At 45.1% G+C, this 16,387-nt stretch carries 14 protein-coding genes, 1 tRNA gene and 1 pseudogene; 8 read left to right on the top strand and 8 right to left on the bottom strand.

Features of this window, described 5'->3' with window-relative positions:
• Positions 1 to 83 precede the first annotated feature (83 nt).
• Positions 84 to 260 (bottom strand): annotated as a pseudogene (locus AAC086_RS20175) (IS66 family transposase zinc-finger binding domain-containing protein); the annotation flags it as partial.
• A 46-nt stretch (positions 261 to 306) separates the two neighbouring features.
• Here AAC086_RS20175 and AAC086_RS20170 point away from each other — a divergent pair.
• On the top strand, positions 307 to 555 hold the full coding sequence (locus AAC086_RS20170; RefSeq protein WP_339781454.1) for a thiamine pyrophosphate-dependent enzyme: 249 nt from the start codon (positions 307 to 309) through the stop codon (positions 553 to 555).
• Here the strand turns inward: AAC086_RS20170 and AAC086_RS20165 are convergent.
• The 4 genes from AAC086_RS20165 to AAC086_RS20150 are packed head-to-tail and all read right to left on the bottom strand — an operon-like array spanning position 479 to position 4,685.
• The gene (locus tag AAC086_RS20165) at positions 479 to 1,102 is read right to left on the bottom strand and encodes a 5'-methylthioadenosine/S-adenosylhomocysteine nucleosidase (RefSeq protein WP_339781452.1); all 624 of its coding nucleotides are present in this window, start codon (positions 1,100 to 1,102) and stop codon (positions 479 to 481) included. The two genes, AAC086_RS20170 and AAC086_RS20165, sit on opposite strands and share 77 nt — an antisense overlap.
• Before the next feature lie 39 nt (positions 1,103 to 1,141).
• Positions 1,142 to 2,119: a GDP-L-fucose synthase gene (locus AAC086_RS20160; RefSeq protein ID WP_339781450.1), complete on the bottom strand. Its 978-nt coding sequence runs from the start codon at positions 2,117 to 2,119 to the stop codon at positions 1,142 to 1,144.
• Positions 2,119 to 3,240 carry a GDP-mannose 4,6-dehydratase gene (gmd, locus tag AAC086_RS20155; protein ID WP_339781448.1) on the bottom strand — a complete coding sequence of 374 codons (1,122 nt, stop codon included), beginning with the start codon at positions 3,238 to 3,240 and terminating at the stop codon, positions 2,119 to 2,121. The genes AAC086_RS20160 and gmd overlap by 1 nt, the downstream gene beginning before the upstream one ends.
• Entirely contained in the window at positions 3,240 to 4,685 is a 1,446-nt protein-coding gene (locus tag AAC086_RS20150) for a mannose-1-phosphate guanylyltransferase/mannose-6-phosphate isomerase (RefSeq protein WP_339781447.1), read from the bottom strand. The genes gmd and AAC086_RS20150 overlap by 1 nt, the downstream gene beginning before the upstream one ends.
• Positions 4,686 to 5,103: 418 nt before the next feature.
• On the opposite strand from AAC086_RS20150, the gene AAC086_RS20145 reads away from it, so the two are divergent.
• From AAC086_RS20145 to AAC086_RS20115, 7 genes are all read left to right on the top strand, one after another.
• The gene (locus AAC086_RS20145; RefSeq protein WP_339781445.1) at positions 5,104 to 6,417 is read left to right on the top strand and encodes a flippase; all 1,314 of its coding nucleotides are present in this window, start codon (positions 5,104 to 5,106) and stop codon (positions 6,415 to 6,417) included.
• Positions 6,414 to 7,427 (top strand): hypothetical protein, encoded by a 1,014-nt coding sequence (locus tag AAC086_RS20140; RefSeq protein WP_339781443.1) that lies wholly within the window; start codon positions 6,414 to 6,416, stop codon positions 7,425 to 7,427. The genes AAC086_RS20145 and AAC086_RS20140 overlap by 4 nt, the downstream gene beginning before the upstream one ends.
• Complete coding sequence (locus tag AAC086_RS20135) at positions 7,428 to 9,104, top strand: FkbM family methyltransferase (protein ID WP_339781441.1); 1,677 nt, start codon at positions 7,428 to 7,430, stop codon at positions 9,102 to 9,104.
• Between the two features lie 5 nt (positions 9,105 to 9,109).
• Complete coding sequence (locus AAC086_RS20130) at positions 9,110 to 9,934, top strand: hypothetical protein (protein WP_339781439.1); 825 nt, start codon at positions 9,110 to 9,112, stop codon at positions 9,932 to 9,934.
• On the top strand, positions 9,931 to 10,926 hold the full coding sequence (locus AAC086_RS20125) for a glycosyltransferase family 10 (protein WP_339781438.1): 996 nt from the start codon (positions 9,931 to 9,933) through the stop codon (positions 10,924 to 10,926). Before AAC086_RS20130 ends, AAC086_RS20125 begins: the two co-directional genes overlap by 4 nt.
• The gene (locus AAC086_RS20120) at positions 10,860 to 11,816 is read left to right on the top strand and encodes a glycosyltransferase (protein ID WP_339781437.1); all 957 of its coding nucleotides are present in this window, start codon (positions 10,860 to 10,862) and stop codon (positions 11,814 to 11,816) included. The genes AAC086_RS20125 and AAC086_RS20120 overlap by 67 nt, the downstream gene beginning before the upstream one ends.
• A 66-nt stretch (positions 11,817 to 11,882) precedes the next feature.
• Positions 11,883 to 12,782 carry a glycosyltransferase family 2 protein gene (locus AAC086_RS20115; protein ID WP_339781435.1) on the top strand — a complete coding sequence of 300 codons (900 nt, stop codon included), beginning with the start codon at positions 11,883 to 11,885 and terminating at the stop codon, positions 12,780 to 12,782.
• A gap of 263 nt (positions 12,783 to 13,045) precedes the next feature.
• On the opposite strand, the gene AAC086_RS20110 is transcribed toward AAC086_RS20115, so the two are convergent.
• The 3 genes from AAC086_RS20110 to AAC086_RS20100 form a co-directional block, all read right to left on the bottom strand.
• A tRNA-Arg gene (locus AAC086_RS20110) sits at positions 13,046 to 13,122 on the bottom strand.
• 161 nt (positions 13,123 to 13,283) lie between these two features.
• Positions 13,284 to 15,020, bottom strand: coding sequence for an adenylate/guanylate cyclase domain-containing protein (locus AAC086_RS20105; protein WP_339781433.1), 1,737 nt, complete (start codon positions 15,018 to 15,020; stop codon positions 13,284 to 13,286).
• Positions 15,021 to 15,143: 123 nt separating this feature from the next.
• Positions 15,144 to 16,286 carry a lysophospholipase gene (locus AAC086_RS20100; RefSeq protein ID WP_339781431.1) on the bottom strand — a complete coding sequence of 381 codons (1,143 nt, stop codon included), beginning with the start codon at positions 16,284 to 16,286 and terminating at the stop codon, positions 15,144 to 15,146.
• Positions 16,287 to 16,387 lie beyond the last annotated feature (101 nt).

Raw genomic sequence — 16,387 nt, 5'->3', positions numbered from 1 at the left:
CAAAATCCGATCTTTCACTCTCATCCGCAAGGTAGCCGTGGTGAGACGCTTACGGTTCAAGTTAAAGGCAAAACGCTTTAGCGGACGCCATCGCGACAGGAACGGCAGCCATATTTCGAACTGATTGTAAAAATCATGCACAGTTGTGCCGGGATAATATCAAGCCGCTCACTACAGTCCTCACCGATTTTATGCATCCGGTCACAGCCACAAGGACACTCGAGACTTTCAGGCTCAATCACCTGTTGGATCCGGGGCAGCCTTCCGGCATCAGTTGCGGCCAAGCTATATCACCCGGACCACCCGGTGCTCTGCCTTGCCACGGATGGTTGCTTTTTGATGCACCGGCAGGAATTTGCAACGATTGCGCAATATGGTGAGAATATCATTGTCGTGGCGATCAATAACGGCATGTTTGGCACCCGGCAAGGCTATACAAACCACAATCGACAGCATAATAGCCAAAAAAGCCCGCGCGTTAGCGCAAAACAATTGCGCCGCTCTTCAGGGCCTCTTCCAGACGATCAACCGCAAGGCCCAGTTTTTCATCAATAATATGAAGGTATTCGGTCCAGCCAGAAATATGGGTCAGTTCGGTCTTGCCATCAGAAATACCGCGCAGACCAATCAAGGGTAGCCCGAATTTGCGGCATACACGCCAAATAGCATAGGTTTCCATATCGACCATATCCGCATCAATCGCGTCATAGGCTGCCCCCGAAACGATATTTCCACCAGTGGACAGGGTGGCTTCTGCAATTCCGGGAATACGATGTGGCAAGGCGACAATGGCAGGAAACTCAACAAATGGGGTGCATCCTTTCTCGAACCCCAACGGCGATGCATCCATGTCACGATAGGAAACGGCGGTGACCTGGTAAATGCCGTACTGCACCAAATGCCGTGACCCGGCCGAACCCAAAGACACAACAACGTCAGGCAGCTGCCCCTCAATTTCCTTCCGCGCCAAAACAGCCGTTAAATTTACAGCAGCCTCAACAGGACCAACACCGATCATTTCGGGTGTTATCCGCGCCTGCAAATGCGGGCCATATTCGGCGGGGGCGGCCATGCAATAAAGAATATCAGGTGACGTTATCACAAGGAAAATCCTGTTATAGCAATTGCAATATCCAGGCAGTTAACTGTCATAAACACCACGAGCATATTCCGCTTTGAACGTTTTATATGTTTCGGCCAGACCGTCAGCCAGTTCGATATGCGGTTTCCAGCCAAAGGACCGCAGGCGTGCGGAATCCATCAGTTTTCGCGGGGTACCGTCTGGTTTTGAAACATCAAACGTCACCTCGCCGGTGTAACCGGTCACAGTTGCGATCAATTTTGCCAGTTCGCCGATGGGAATATCTATCCCACTGCCGACATTGATATGGCTGCACATTGGTGTTGTGTGTGCCTGATAAATGTCCCTGGGCAGGTTCATGACAAAAATGGAAGCCCGGGCCATGTCACTGACATGCAAGAACTCACGGCGCGGGGTGCCAGTCCCCCAGATTTCGACATTTGGCGCGCCATTTATTGTTGCTTCGTGAAACCTGCGGATTAACGCAGGGATAACATGGCTGTTTTGCGGATGGTAATTATCACCCGGCCCGTAAAGGTTGGTCGGCATGACACTGCGGTAATCGCGCCCATATTGACGGGCATATGATTCGCACATTTTAATACCGGCAATTTTGGCAATGGCATAGGGTTCGTTTGTGGCTTCAAGATACCCGCTTAATAATGCGTCTTCGGCCATCGGTTGATCCGCATCACGGGGGTAGATGCAACTTGACCCCAAAAACAGCAACCGCTGCACATTTGATAAATGCGCCGCGTGGATGATGTTGGCTTCAATCATCAGATTTTGATAAATGAAATCTGCGGGATAAGTATTATTAGCATGAATACCGCCAACCTTCGCCGCCGCCAGATAGACCTGATCAATGCGCTCTTTGGCAAAAAAATCCATCACGCTTGCTTGTGATGTCAGATCCAGTTCGTCATGTGTGCGTGTAATAAGATCCACATCTTGCGCGGTTTGGAGCTGTTGCAGAATTTGACTGCCGACCATCCCGCGGTGACCCGCAACAAACACTCTTTGACGTTGGGCAAGCATCAGCTTTCCACCTGCAGTGACACATTAAATCCGTGTTGTTGCAAAAGGGCATGACGGCGCGCCTGGTCAAGATCGAAATCCATCATTTCGTCGATCATTTCATCGAGCGTAATTTCCGGCAGCCATCCCAGATCATTTTTGGCTTTCGAGGCATCCCCCAATAACGTCTCTACTTCCGCCGGGCGAAAATAGCGCGGGTCAACCCTGACAATAACATCGCCAACATTGACCGATGGCGCATGGTTCCCTTTGACACTGTCGACAATCGCACGCTCGTCAACACCTTCACCCTCGAAGCGCAATGTCACCCCCAGAAAAGCAGCCGATTTTTCAATAAACTGACGCACGCTATACTGCTTGCCCGTCGCGATGACGTAATCTTTGGGTTCATCTTGCTGCAACATCATCCATTGCATGCGGACATAGTCTTTGGCATGTCCCCAGTCGCGCAAGCTGTCCATATTGCCCATGAACAGGCATTTTTCCATCCCGTGGGCAATATTTGATAAACCGCGCGTGATTTTGCGCGTCACAAAGGTTTCCCCCCGGCGTGAACTTTCATGGTTAAACAAAATACCATTACATGCATACATGCCATAGGCTTCACGGTAGTTAACCGCAATCCAGTAAGCATACAGCTTGGCAACGGCATAGGGGCTGCGCGGATGAAAAGGTGTCGTTTCCTTTTGCGGAATTTCCTGAACCAGGCCATACAATTCGCTGGTGGAGGCCTGGTAAAAGCGGGTTGTTTTTTCCAGGCCTAAAAACCGGATGGCTTCAAGCAAACGCAAGGTCCCAAGTGCATCAACGTCAGCTGTATATTCAGGGGCTTCAAAACTTACCGCGACATGGCTTTGCGCCCCAAGATTATAAACCTCATCGGGGCGCACATCATTCAGAATACGTGTCAGATTGCTGGTATCGGACAAATCGCCATAATGCAGAAACAGCTTGCGGCCTGTTTCATGGGGGTCCTGATAAAGATGATCAATCCGACCGGTATTTAGCGAACTGCTGCGGCGTTTAATGCCATGAACTTCATAGCCCTTTTCAAGCAGAAATTCTGCCAGATAACTGCCATCCTGGCCGGTAATTCCTGTAATCAGTGCTTTTTTGGTCATTATTCGGTCCGGCCTTCAGTCTCACTAAAATTGCGCCCGTAATCATCATCAAGACGAACGATATCATCTTCACCAAGATAGGTTCCTGATTGAACCTCGATCAGTTCCAGCGGAATCTTACCAGGATTTTCCATCCGGTGAACCGCTCCCAGCGGGATATAGGTAGATTCATTCTCACGCAACAGGAACTTGCGCTCATCACAGGTAACCACTGCCGTACCCTTGACAACAATCCAGTGCTCTGCACGATGATGATGCCGCTGTAACGACAATTTAGCCCCGGGCTTAACCGTAATGCGCTTCACCTGGTGGCGTTCCCCGATTTCAATGCTGTCATAGGCCCCCCAGGGGCGGGCAACCTTTCGGTGGGCAACGGCTTGGGAACGATCCTCAGCGACGAGTTCCGCCACGACTTTTTTAACATCTTCCACCTTGTCACGGCTGCTGATCAACAAGGCATCAGGTGTATCTACCACGATCAGGTCCCGAACCCCCATGGTCACAACCAGCCGGTTCGGATCTGCATGAACAAAGGTGTTTTCCGTCTCAATTGTTTTTATGTTTTCCGTCGCACCACCAAGGCTATTTCCAGAGCTGTCAGAAATGCTCATATCGGACAGCGCGTTCCAGCTGCCGACATCACTCCAACTGCCTGCGAATGGGAAAATAACAACATTGTCGGCCTTTTCCATCACCGCATAATCAATGCTTTTGGCAGTGGCACTTGCAAATTCTGCTGCATCCGGACGCCGAAACAGCCCATCTGGCACACTTTTGGACATCGCCCGTCGACATGCTTCAAGCATTTCGGGCTCAAAAGTCGCGAGTGCCTTTATCAAAACGTCGCGGCGCACCAAAAATATACCGGCATTCCAGACATGCCGACCAGAGGCCAGAAACGCCGTTGCCCGCTCAAACACCGGTTTTTCAAGAAACCCGCGTGACTGATAACAACCATTATCCAGTTTCTCGCCCATTTCAATATAGCCATAGGCGGTACTGGGGGAATGGGGCATCACGCCAAAGGTAACAATTTTGCCATCCACCGCAGCGGGAGCGGCCTGTTCGACCATGCCAACAAACGCACTTGTATCCGGGATATAATGATCGGCCGGGCAAAAAAGCAGTAAATCGCTATCTTCGCTCCCCGCCAGCGCCCCAAGCGCCATGGCGGGTGCTGTATCACGTCCTTCCGGCTCCAGAATTTGCAGGATGTCAAAGCTTGCGGATAATGCAGCCTCTTCAACCAGAAACCTTTGGGCCTCTGAACCAATGGCGATAATATCGGAAAATGACCGAAGCCGGTCGAACGTCAATTGCAACAATGATTTGCCATTGATCAGCGGTACAAACTGTTTCGGATAATCCCGACGCGACAGCGGCCATAAACGCGTGCCGGATCCGCCACATAAAACGATTGGGAAAATATTAATATTACGATACACCCTGTCACCTTAAAAAATTAAACATTAATAAAAAAAATCACGCACATTTATCGAAAATAATCATCTCTGTCTCATCATGTATTTATAATAAAATAAAACCACTAACCAGACTGGCCGATACTCCCCTCCCAACCACATACACCACATCACACAATACATTATAGCTGCACGACACGTTCACTCCAACTCGAAAACCCAGCAAGTAATGCAGAACTGCGACATCTTACGCCCTACATCCTCCCTGCCGTCGACAAATCAAAGCATTACTTTCGATTCTCAATTTGCGTTGACACACCTTCGTACGTCATGCCAAACGTCACCCAACTAGACAAAATGAATGGTACATACGCATATAGCAATGCATACTCAATTCGTGTGAGGCAATTCGCCCACCTCAACCCATGGACAGAGTAACAACTTGAAACTTTCCAACGCCCTCCGAAGCGTTAGTTATTTGTCTTTGGCACAAATTGCGAGGATCGGATTCTCAACGCTTGGCAGCATGTTTGTCATTCGCTATCTTGGCCCGACACAATACGGCACGCTTGCCTTTGTCAGTGCAACAGTGACCCTCTTTAGCGCTTTGGTCAGCCTGCCACAACACGGCTTAATCGTACGTGAACTGGCAAATGTCGGAGAAAATGATCGATCATCTGCCATTTCCTCCGCATTTGCGTTACGTCTGATCGGTGCCCCCTTACAAATTATATGTTCGCTGATTGCGGTCATTGTGCTCGGGCACACAGGATCGATTGTTTTATTCACCCTATTTGCAGCGACTGCATACCTTGCTGCTCCATTCCAGACGATAAGATCCGAACTTGAATTTGACGGTAAGTTTGGAATTGTTTCCAGTATCGACTTTTTCACCTCTGCTGCCAGTACCGGTGTAAAATTACTTCTCATCTTTTTTAATGCACCCCTTATATGGTTTGCTGCCATCACGTTATTTGATGCAGCACTCCAGATATTAATTTATTTATCATTAAAATCAGATAAAACTAAAATATTAAACATAAAAAAAATCAGAAAATCCACAACAGTTGAATATTTTAAATCCGGAATACCGTTAATCCTCTCAGGGATAGCTATAGCGATTTTCACAAGGACGGACGTTATATTTATCACAAAGATGATCGACGAAACACATGCTGGTATATACAGCGCAGGAATCAGGGTCGTAGAAGCAACATTTTTCCTCCCCTCTATAATAATGAGCGTGAGTTTTCCCAAAATCGCCCGCCTTTATTACCAGGATAAAAAAAAATACGAAACTGAAATATCAAAATATATATTAGCTATAACTTTAATTGGCATATTTATATCAACTGTCGTATCCGCGTCAAGCTGGTATGTAATACCACTTCTGCTTGGAGATACATACGTTGCTGCGAGTAAAATTATTAACATAACTATATGGTCAATCATAATTGTCGGACTGAATAGCGCAATAAATACAATATTGACACTCGAACGCGCGACAAAAGTATCATTTTACATATCAATTATAGGAGCAGTTACAAATATTTTACTTAACTACATATTGATCCCAATTTATGGCATCAGCGGTGCGGCAATTGCAACTATCGTTGCGCAGGTCAGCGGACTTCTATTTCTACCATTACTGTATCAAAAACATAATATATTTTCGATGATGACAAAACCACTATATCCTGGCTTCATTATAAATGAAATAATTCTTCCTTTAACCAAAGGAGAACAGAAAAAATGAGCATTTCTCTACCCTCTGTAATATTTGTACACTTTGGCAACACACCCTATCTAACCTACACATTATCAATCGCCAAATTAACCAATCCCGACCGCGAGATGGTGCTCATTGGTGACGACGAAAACAAGAAAACAGCTTTTAACTGTGGATGGAAACACGCAAAAATCAGCCAGACAAATAGTAATTTATTTAATATTTTTCAAAAAAAATATAAACTGATTGCTACTGAACATCATCCGGACCGGCACCGAACTGTAGACTTAAATAAATTTTGCTTCGAAAGATATTTCCATGCGCTTTATTTTGCACAAGAGAATCGTATTGAAAAATTCTGGATGTTCGATTCAGATGACATTATTGTCGAAAATCTAAATTGCTTTGAATGTAAATTGTTCGAAGAAGATATTAAATTTACACGTATGGCTTACAACACTCCCCCTCGGGGCTTGATGAACACTCAATCACTGGAAAATTTCTGTATATCTATAAATGAGAATTTTTCAAATGAAGAATTTATCAGTGCATACCAAAAAATACTATATGAGAACCCAGAAAAAGCTAAATTTTCGAACATCCAATCTGGAAATTATATTGCAGCATTTAGCGATATGAACTCCGGGGATCTATTTTTCAGTCACCAAAAAGAAGTTCACCTGGCGGATTCAATCCCTGGGTGGCATTTTGATGATTGTATCTTACACGCCAATCATTTTAATACGACAACCATTGGCTCGTATTCAAAAATGAACGTGAAAGAAGTTGAATTCAACGGCAAAAATTTTACCGTTTGCAGAGGCGGACAAGCGATAAACTTCGCCACAATAAATGGATCGGGGTTGCCCTGGCAAACTTTTTCCTGGTTTTTTAAATGTGTAAAATCCCGAAATTCAACACGTCAAATAAAAAGCCACATATCAGCGGGCCAACCTTCGTTTCTGGCCGAAATATTGTATGTTTTTCGACGCAACGCTATTTCAAAAATAAAAAAAATAAAATCGAAACTATTTTAAATGAAGGCAACCATGATTATAACAATCATCACTGTATGTCTAAATCGCGCAAACACTCTTGCCGCTGCAATAAAGAGTGTTCAATCTCAAATTACACATGAATTTGAGATTGAACACTTAATCATTGATGGCCAATCAACCGATGGAACACAAGAAATAGCCCTGGGGTTTCCACATGTAACTTTGATCAGCGAGCCTGACGAAGGCTTATATGATGCTATGAACAAAGGTATTAGACTGGCAAAGGGACAATATATTTTATTTTTAAACAGTGACGATATATTAGCGAATGGATCTTTGAAAAAAGTTCTACCGTTCATGAACGCAAATTACGATGTAATCTGTTGCGGAGCAGATATTCGACGTCTCAATAAAGGAACTTCCGATACCATCCTCGATAGTATTACGAGTGAAGATGCGATTGTCTTGAGCCCGGAAACAGCATGTCTCGGAACTCCTTTGTTAAATTCAAAGTTTTTCAACCATCAATATTTAATTAAAAACATCGGTGAATTTAACACAAAGTTCAAGATTGCAGCAGACGCTGACTTATTATTTCGAGCTGCGCTAAAAAATCCTCGTCTTGCCGTTTTACCTTTTATTAGTTATCACTATATTGAACATGCCGGATCCATCACTATAAATGCAGACGGAAACAATGGCATGCAAGCGGCCCGTGAATGTTTAAATATTTCCGAATTACATTTAGAAAGAGCGAACATCTCAAAAAAAGTCATAAAAGTTCTTCGGGCGTGGCATGCCGATAAAGAAATATCTCTAATCAGAAAAAAAGAACCTGCTGGAATAAAATTCAACATCCTTTTTAAAATCAATTTGATCAATTTTTATTTTTATTTTTCATATCTGGTAAAACGAAAGTTAACACCAGACTGGAAACGTTTTATTCATAGACTGAATAGCTTGAGCCAAAGCCAGCAAGATATCTGGCTATTGGAAAATATATTCAAAGGAAAACGTGAAGGGACATTCGTTGAAATCGGAGCCTACGACGGCATTTCATATAGCAATTGCGCTTTGATGGAAGGCGCTTTCGGTTGGAATGGTATATCGATTGAGCCTAACCCGGAAATGTATAAAAAACTCTGTCAATCCCGGGTAGCGCGCAGCCTGAATGTTGCGATCGGATCCGGTGAAGGTGTGCTTCCGTTTAGACTGGCAGGAATGCTCTCCGGGCTTATAGAAAACTATGATCCCGAACATGCAGATCGGGTAGAACGAGAATTTGGAAAAGATGATGAAAACTCAATCATCAACGTTCCAGTTAAAGATATTGGCACAATACTTCAAGAAGAAAAAATTGACCATATTGACTATATTTCAATTGATGTAGAGGGAGCAGAAGATATAATCCTTGAGAATCTTGTAAAAATCAAAATACCTATAGCAGCACTAACCCTTGAAAACAACTATCAAAAAAAAGAACTCACTCAAAAAGTGAAGTCTATGGGCTTAATCAAAATATTTGAGCTAGAAGCAGACGAAGTATTTATCGCTCAAGGAACGATAAGCACCTGGAAAATAAAATATTTTCAGATAAAATACAAGATTTCCATAAAACGGTTATTTTTTAAATCAATTGCGCCGTGGTTGAAAAAAAACCTCCCCCATTCGGTGATCGATATTTTGAAAGAAACTCGAAATAAAATCGGAAGATAACACTAATGACCGCAAAGAATATATTCGTTACCGCCGGTTTTGGAAGATACGCAGGTTGTGCAAAAAGAATCTCTTTGCAGTCATTAAAAACCTGCATTTTTTCCCAAACAATGACATGGACCGAAAAAAAACTAAAAGCCGAAAAAGAATTTTGGGGCGAACACAAGAAATTCATTACAAAAGAAAGATTTGGTAATTTTATCTGGAAGCCATATATTATATCTGTTGAGCTAAAAAAATCACGCAACGGGGACGTCATATTTTATTGTGACAGTGGATGTGAAATAAATTACAATCAAAAAAATACATTAGAACACTGGATAAACAATGCAAAAAAATATGACATCACAGCTTTCAGCTCAGGAACTTATTGGCATAATTTCACCAAGGATAAACTCCAAAAGTACTTTGGAATCTCCAAGAACGAATCCCAAAATAAACTCATGGCAGCGGGTGGGTTTCTCATCATACGCAACAGCCCCGAAACTCGTGCATTGATAGACAATTGGTATGAACTATGTAAAAAAGACGACTATTGCCTATTAGATGATAGCTTGAGTGAAGCGGACAAAATAAAAAAAGACTTTTATGGTCATCGACATGATCAATCAATACTACATGGACTACTAATAAAAAGCCCCTTAAATATAAATTTTCTGTCCGAAAACTTGTGGCGTAATGACTGGCGAGACGCGCATGATTTACCAATCCTGGCTCTAAGAAACAGACACAGGTTTAGTGTTCTTCCATCTGCATTGTCAAAAAATCAACCACGTTTGCCTTTTTGGAAAAGAATGGTCTCAGAGCTTATGACACGAACGGGCTTATGATGAAAAAAATCATTGTTCAAATCATTCGCAGTTGGGACTATCCAGACTGGCGCCGCATGTCGCCGCAGGGAAGTATGACCTGGGATAACGTTATCTTCACAGAAGATCATGTTGCCAAGCCAGACTACGTCGTCGTTCTTAACCAACCCACAGCCCCGATAACGGTTAACGTTGCCCCTGATCGTATCTGGGCGATCATCCAGGAACCCCCGACAAACTTTCATCGCTACCTTCACAAGGGCCAAAAAGCCTTCGGCAGAATTTACACGAGCGACCCTGAAATGATCGCCAAGGGGGTTCCATACATCGCATCATTTCCAGTTCTTCCCTGGCATGTCGATAAAGATTTTGACGACCTTGCCCGAATTGATCCATTTGTCGAAAAAACCCGAGACCTGTCGTGGATCACAAGTACACTTGCATTTTTGCCTGGGCACAAAATACGTATGACCTTACTAAATCGCCTCAAGAATCAAAGTTTTATTTCTTTCTTTGGGCGTGGCCTCAATCCGATTGAAGATAAATGGGATGCTCTGGCGCCCTTCCGATACAGCATTGTTGTTGAAAACCACCACGGCCCTTATTACTGGTCGGAAAAACTGATCGATTGTTTTCTCGCCGGTGCCATGCCAATTTATTTTGGCTGCTCAAACCTTTCAGACTATTTTCCCAAAAATTCTTTTATTCAGCTTGACCCTGAGAGTCCAAATTTAATTAAAGAGTTAAAATCTATTATTTTAAGTAATAGAGCCGAAGAATACCGTGCGGACATACGCGAAGCACGGGATCGATGTCTTTATAAATGGCAACTTCTTCCTTTTATATATAATGAAATTAAAAAAGATCAACAAATTAAAGAAAAAAGAAAAAAAATAAATTTACATACTACAAAAATTAAACACCCTGTATATAAGGTAGTTTCTATATGGTACTGGAAAATAAAACCCAAATTAATGAAAATTTTACAACACACAAGCCGACATTACTTATAGCAATACCAACCTATAACCGAGCTGAAATTATAAGTTATGCACTACGGAGCCTATTTGAACAAAAAGACTCCAGCAATCGATGGAAGTTAATAGTTGTTAATAATAATTCGACAGACGACACCCTTAATAAATTGGAAATTTTCTCTCAAAATTGGCCAAAGCTAAAATATGTTTCTGAATACCAGCAAGGACTGTCACATGCTCGAAATCGCGCAATAGCAGAATGCACCGAAGATTATATATTATTTGTCGATGATGAATGCATATTCCCTCGAGATTATATAACGAAAGCATTAAATATTATAGACACAAAAAATCCAAAATTATTTGGAGGACCTATATTACCTTGGTATTTAGAAAAAAAACCTATCTGGTTTAAAGATGACTACGGTTCATATTCATTGCCAGACACAACAGGCCGCGCAAAGAGAATTTCCTTTAGTGGTGCAAATATCGGTTTTTCAATGACTGCACTATCGCAAGTTGGAAATTTTGATCCAGAACTTGGCATGAAAGGTCAAATTTCGCGATATGGCGAGGAAACAGATATGGAGTTACGAATACTAGAGAAATTCGGCACTGATTCAGTATATTATTCTGACGATTTTTTTAATCGCCATCTCGTTTTGCCTGCCAAATACAATTGGCGAAAATTAATATTTTCTCATTTTTCACGCGGAATGGCCCGCGCAAAAATGAAGAAGCACCAATCCAATGACACAAATGAAGATGAAGAAACCATCCCGCAAACATTAAAGCCCCACCCATATCAAGCCAGGGAACTCGCGGACACAAAAATATATTGGCAAAATATTGTATATGAAAAAGGGTTACCAATCATACGCAGGATTGGATATATTTACGGATTAATTATAAATAATTTATCATAAATTAATATTTTCGAAAATTTTAAATTTTCCCGATACAGGCAAGGGGAAAATATCGAAAGAAAATACATGAAAATATCTGTCGTTATCCCAGCATACAATCGAGCACAATCAATCTGTCCCGCGATTAACAGTATTCTTGATCAATCCCTGAAATGTCATGAAATTATTATTGTCGATGACGGTTCACAAGACGACCTTGCACAGGTTTTGAAGCCATACGGGAATGCTATCACGCTGATACGACACAAGACAAATCTTGGGGCATCAGCCGCCCGTAATACCGGAATCAAAGCGGCTACAGGGGACACCATTGCCTTTCTCGATAGCGATGATGTCTGGCTCCCGGAGAAGCTGAAAAGACAAAGTGAATTTATGCAAAATTTTAATTTGCTTGCGAGTTGTACAAATTTCTATGTAAGCAGCCGTTCTCCGGGAAATGTTAACCCTTTAACAAGCATTGCACACCGACCGTACGGACAATTACTCACGGTTGAGGACTGTGTCTGGGGATGTTTCATATCACCGGGTTCGACTTTTATGTGCAAAACAGCCCTATTAAAAAAGGTTGGTGGTTACGATACGAAATTTCCAAGATATGAAGACTGGGATTTATTACTAAAACTTATCGACCGAATACCTGGAAAATTCGGATTTCTAAATGACGCAACTGCTAAAATATTTCCTAGCGGGAATCCAGGCCGCACAAAAGCTTTGGCTGGACTATCGCGAATGCAGGCCCAACACATGTCAAGGCTGACAGAATTGGGTTTAAAAAATAAATTTGAAGCCGCTATATTATTTAACCAGGCATCACAAAATAAACTCGACAGAAAATACATCGCAATGTTTGCACAAATTATCAAATGTGCCTTCCTGGTTCCTAAAGATAACTGGCCCCTTAAAAATATACTCGCCTATAGATTAAAGAATTTTCTATCTATATTTCGGACACCGCCAGTCCAATAGGCACATATTATTCAATCCTGGCGAGATTAAGTACTTTTTCGTTATCGCTGTGTATTCTCTAAGCCATTATCAAGACAATGAATAAAACAGATAACTGGAGCCAATTTATAGGAAAAATATCAAGCACTTGAATGCGGTATTTATGAAAAATGAAAGCAGCTGTAAAAACCAAAAATTATCTGCAATCGGGTATGCCAACACTACGCCTGTTGCAACAGACGCACTTGTTGTCTATCCATTATATTCAAATTTGAAGAGAGAAATGGTGCACCCGACTGGATTCGAACCAGTGGCCTTTGCCTTCGGAGGGCAACGCTCTATCCAGCTGAGCTACGGGTGCACATGGCTTTGTCTGTTCTGACCAAGCGGTTTGGGTGATACAGGTTTTGTGCCAGACGGGCAAGGGTTTTTGATCAATTCATTCCATCATTGCCAATTTTATTTGCATTGTCCCTGCCGCGTCAAAAACATCCCGCCCAGGCCGGAACGCACAAGACCCCGTCAGCTTTCCACATCGCGGCGTTCATAGGGGTCGCGCACCACCCAGGTGCCGTTCCATTCGCGGTCCTGCTCGCGGCGGCTCAGGCGTTCCATGCGGTTGATCATCAACTGGGCAGCAAAATCGGCACCGTTAAATTCAAGCACTTTTTCAAACAACGGAATAGCCTGATCAAACGTGCCGTCGCGGTAAAACCCCATCGCCGTTTCATAATCCTTGCGCCATTCCCGGCGCGCGTCACTCAGATGGCCGTTTTCTGACAGCACTTCATACAGATAAACAACCTGTTCAGTACCCAGCAACACAACATGATCAAGATCGCGCATTTCCACATCCGACGACGCCAGCGCCGCCGTCTCGTTCGATGCCAGAATGCGCGTGCCATAAATCCGGTTGGCTTTTTCCAGGCGGTGCGCATAATTCACGCAATCGCCCACCACGGTATAAGCCCGTGACTTGTCCGTCCCGATCGAGCCAACAACCACTTCGCCCGTGGCAATGCCCACGCGGATATCGAGGCCATGATCGCCAATCAGGTCGGCATATTTGGTTTTAAGGGCGTTAAAGCGCGCCACCTGCTCCAGTGCTGCCTTGCAGGCATGCAGGGCATGGCTTTTTTCATTGCAAAAGGGCGGGCCCCAAAACCCCATGACCCGGTCGCCAATGAAATTGTCGATAATGCCGCTATGGCCCGAAATCGGTTCGGTCATCGCGGTCAGATAATCATTGAGGAAATCCACCAGTTGTTCCGGTGCCGTATGTTCGGCAAGCCAGTCAAACCCGGTCAGGTTGACCACACTTACCGTCATCACCCGCTTTTGCGAGGTCTCAAGGGCGGTTTCCTGCGCCAGCAAATTATTCAGCACCTTGGGGTCAACATATTTGCCAAACCGTTCGCGCATGCGAAACCGCACCCGCAATTCGCGGGTCATGCGGTTAAAAGCATTGGCCAAAGCCGAAAAATCGCCCTGCCCTTTGAAATCCAGACTGGTATCAAGTTTGCCCGATTGCACACTGTTAATCGCTTTGGTGGTATCCGCAACCGTGCGGGCCACGCCAACACCCAGGTAATAAGCCAGACCAAACCCGACAATCCCGGCCACCAGCATCATGATGAACTCGGCCTGGATCAGAAAATCTTCCTGTACCGAAACCGCTTCGACCGTTTCAGAAACATAGCGTTCAAGGCGTAAAATCTCGCTGCGCAGGTTCAAAACGATATTGCGGTGAATCCCGCGAACGATGTTTTCCTGGCGCTGGGCGGTGGTAATATCGCCCGCACGCACCGACTCGAGAAGTTTTTCCATCCCGATATTGAATTGCGAGGAAATATCGGAAAATTCGCGCATCCGCACATCAAGGTTTAGCAAAACGCCCTGATCAAAATGCGAACTGGCCTGTGCGCGGCCCAACGCCGCCGAGGTAAACGCCTTGCGAAAAGCCTGCCCGATCTGGATTTGTTTGGCGCTGATTTCAATTTCAATGCCGCTTAATAACGATGCCTCGGCACCGTCACTTTCAACCACGCGCATATAGCGGTCCAGCAGGGAAATCTGTTCAAGCTGGCGCGCACGCACATCAGAAAGCGCATCCTTGACCGGCGTAACATATCGTGAAACCGCCTCAAGGTCGCCATTGATCCCCAGCGACTGGATCACCGAAAACCCGGTTCCAATGGTCAGGCAAACGACAAAAAACGCCGCGACCCCCAGGAACTTTGCTCGAACGGTCCGCAGCATACCGGCCCTGATCCTTCCGCAGCGGGCCAACCGGACCCAAATGCACCCCATGATGCATCGTGATGGTCAATCAGCCCTTATTTTTCAAACGCTTCAAAATGTTACCTGATCGTGACCTTGCGGTCAAAAAGCAATCCCCGTTTCACGACATGCCGTGTTCTCCAGCGGAACCTTGCCTGCCACCCACGCGGCCAGATCATCAATCACATGTGGTCCGTTCAGATCGCGCAACAACATGTGATACCCTTGTTCATACACACAAATTGTTGCCGATCTCTTACTCTTGCCGCCCTTCGGTACGGGTTTTGCCCGTTCTGGCAAATCATTTACAAATGATGCCATCACCACAGGCGGAATAACCTGGTCCTTTTGGCCCGTCATCACCAACATTGGCAGGTGCAAATCGCCCGCCCGTGAGCGGGCCCTGTCCATTAAATCGGCAATGCCGGCCACCATATCAACCCGTACCGTCGATAACATGTTTGGATCACGTCCCAGACGGCGCAGCATGGCAATATTATCGGACGGCCAAATCTCAAGCCCGCGCCCCGAAACTGGCAACCACGGCAAAGTATGGGATAAAACCGCCAGCGGCACAGTTTGATACCACGGCATTTCGGCACGGTCCCACACGGCAGGCGACACCAGAATAACCCCGTCCATCAGTTGCGGGCGACTGGCCGCCGTTATAATCGCCACCGCTGCCCCCATCGACACCCCGGTCAGATAAACCGGCGTGTCGGGATAAAGGCCGCGCAAAACCAGCAAGGCATCGCTGGCATCCTGCACCAGACTATTCATGCCCGGCCAAAACCCGCGTGTGGGCGAACGGCCAAATCCTCGCTGGTCATAGGCGTAAACAGCAATGCCATGTTGTGCCAATTGGGCGCCCGCCTCGGCAAAGCCATTGGCATAGTCCCCAAAGCCATGCAGGCCCAAAATAACCGCCCTGGGCGCATGTATCAAAGATGCGCCCACAGGGGCTTTATCGGCGTTTGTAGCCCCCACCGCCGCTGTAACCTGCGTCACAGGCAGCCAGCGTTGCAACGCCAGAAAAGTGCCATCCAGGGTACGAAAAAACGCTGGTTCGGCTTGCGGCGTATCAACTGTGATGCCGCGATCGCCCGCAATAAACGATAAGGTGGCCGAAGGCTCCCCTGTCGGGCGCAATGACGGCGCACAGCCTGCCATCAGGAACGATACCGCAACCATAGCGGCTTTGACACAGCCCGAAACAAATGACCGTTTCAGTTTCCATCGATCCATAACGCCATCATATCCAAAGTGCCAAAACCACATCACCCAAAACAACAATCCCGGCAAGATGCCATGATCTTGCCGGGATTTGCTTTGTAATTTTGCCAATA

The sequence above is a fragment of the uncultured Thalassospira sp. genome (assembly GCF_963976115.1).
GTDB lineage: Bacteria > Pseudomonadota > Alphaproteobacteria > Rhodospirillales > Thalassospiraceae > Thalassospira.
The sequence above is the reverse complement of the archived record's forward strand: the minus strand, read 5'-3'. Positions and strand labels throughout refer to the sequence as shown.

Bases quoted from the DNA above. Each gene is read 5' to 3' on its own strand.
- AAC086_RS20100 (WP_339781431.1), bottom strand. From the start codon at position 16,286: ATGGATCGATGGAAACTGAAACGGTCATTTGTTTCGGGCTGTGTCAAA.
- AAC086_RS20120 (WP_339781437.1), top strand. From the start codon at position 10,860: ATGGTACTGGAAAATAAAACCCAAATTAATGAAAATTTTACAACACAC.
- AAC086_RS20160 (WP_339781450.1), bottom strand. From the start codon at position 2,119: ATGCTTGCCCAACGTCAAAGAGTGTTTGTTGCGGGTCACCGCGGGATG.
- gmd (WP_339781448.1), bottom strand. From the start codon at position 3,240: ATGACCAAAAAAGCACTGATTACAGGAATTACCGGCCAGGATGGCAGT.
- AAC086_RS20135 (WP_339781441.1), top strand. From the start codon at position 7,428: ATGAAGGCAACCATGATTATAACAATCATCACTGTATGTCTAAATCGC.
- AAC086_RS20115 (WP_339781435.1), top strand. From the start codon at position 11,883: ATGAAAATATCTGTCGTTATCCCAGCATACAATCGAGCACAATCAATC.
- AAC086_RS20105 (WP_339781433.1), bottom strand. From the start codon at position 15,020: ATGCTGCGGACCGTTCGAGCAAAGTTCCTGGGGGTCGCGGCGTTTTTT.
- AAC086_RS20130 (WP_339781439.1), top strand. From the start codon at position 9,110: ATGACCGCAAAGAATATATTCGTTACCGCCGGTTTTGGAAGATACGCA.
- AAC086_RS20125 (WP_339781438.1), top strand. From the start codon at position 9,931: ATGATGAAAAAAATCATTGTTCAAATCATTCGCAGTTGGGACTATCCA.
- AAC086_RS20140 (WP_339781443.1), top strand. From the start codon at position 6,414: ATGAGCATTTCTCTACCCTCTGTAATATTTGTACACTTTGGCAACACA.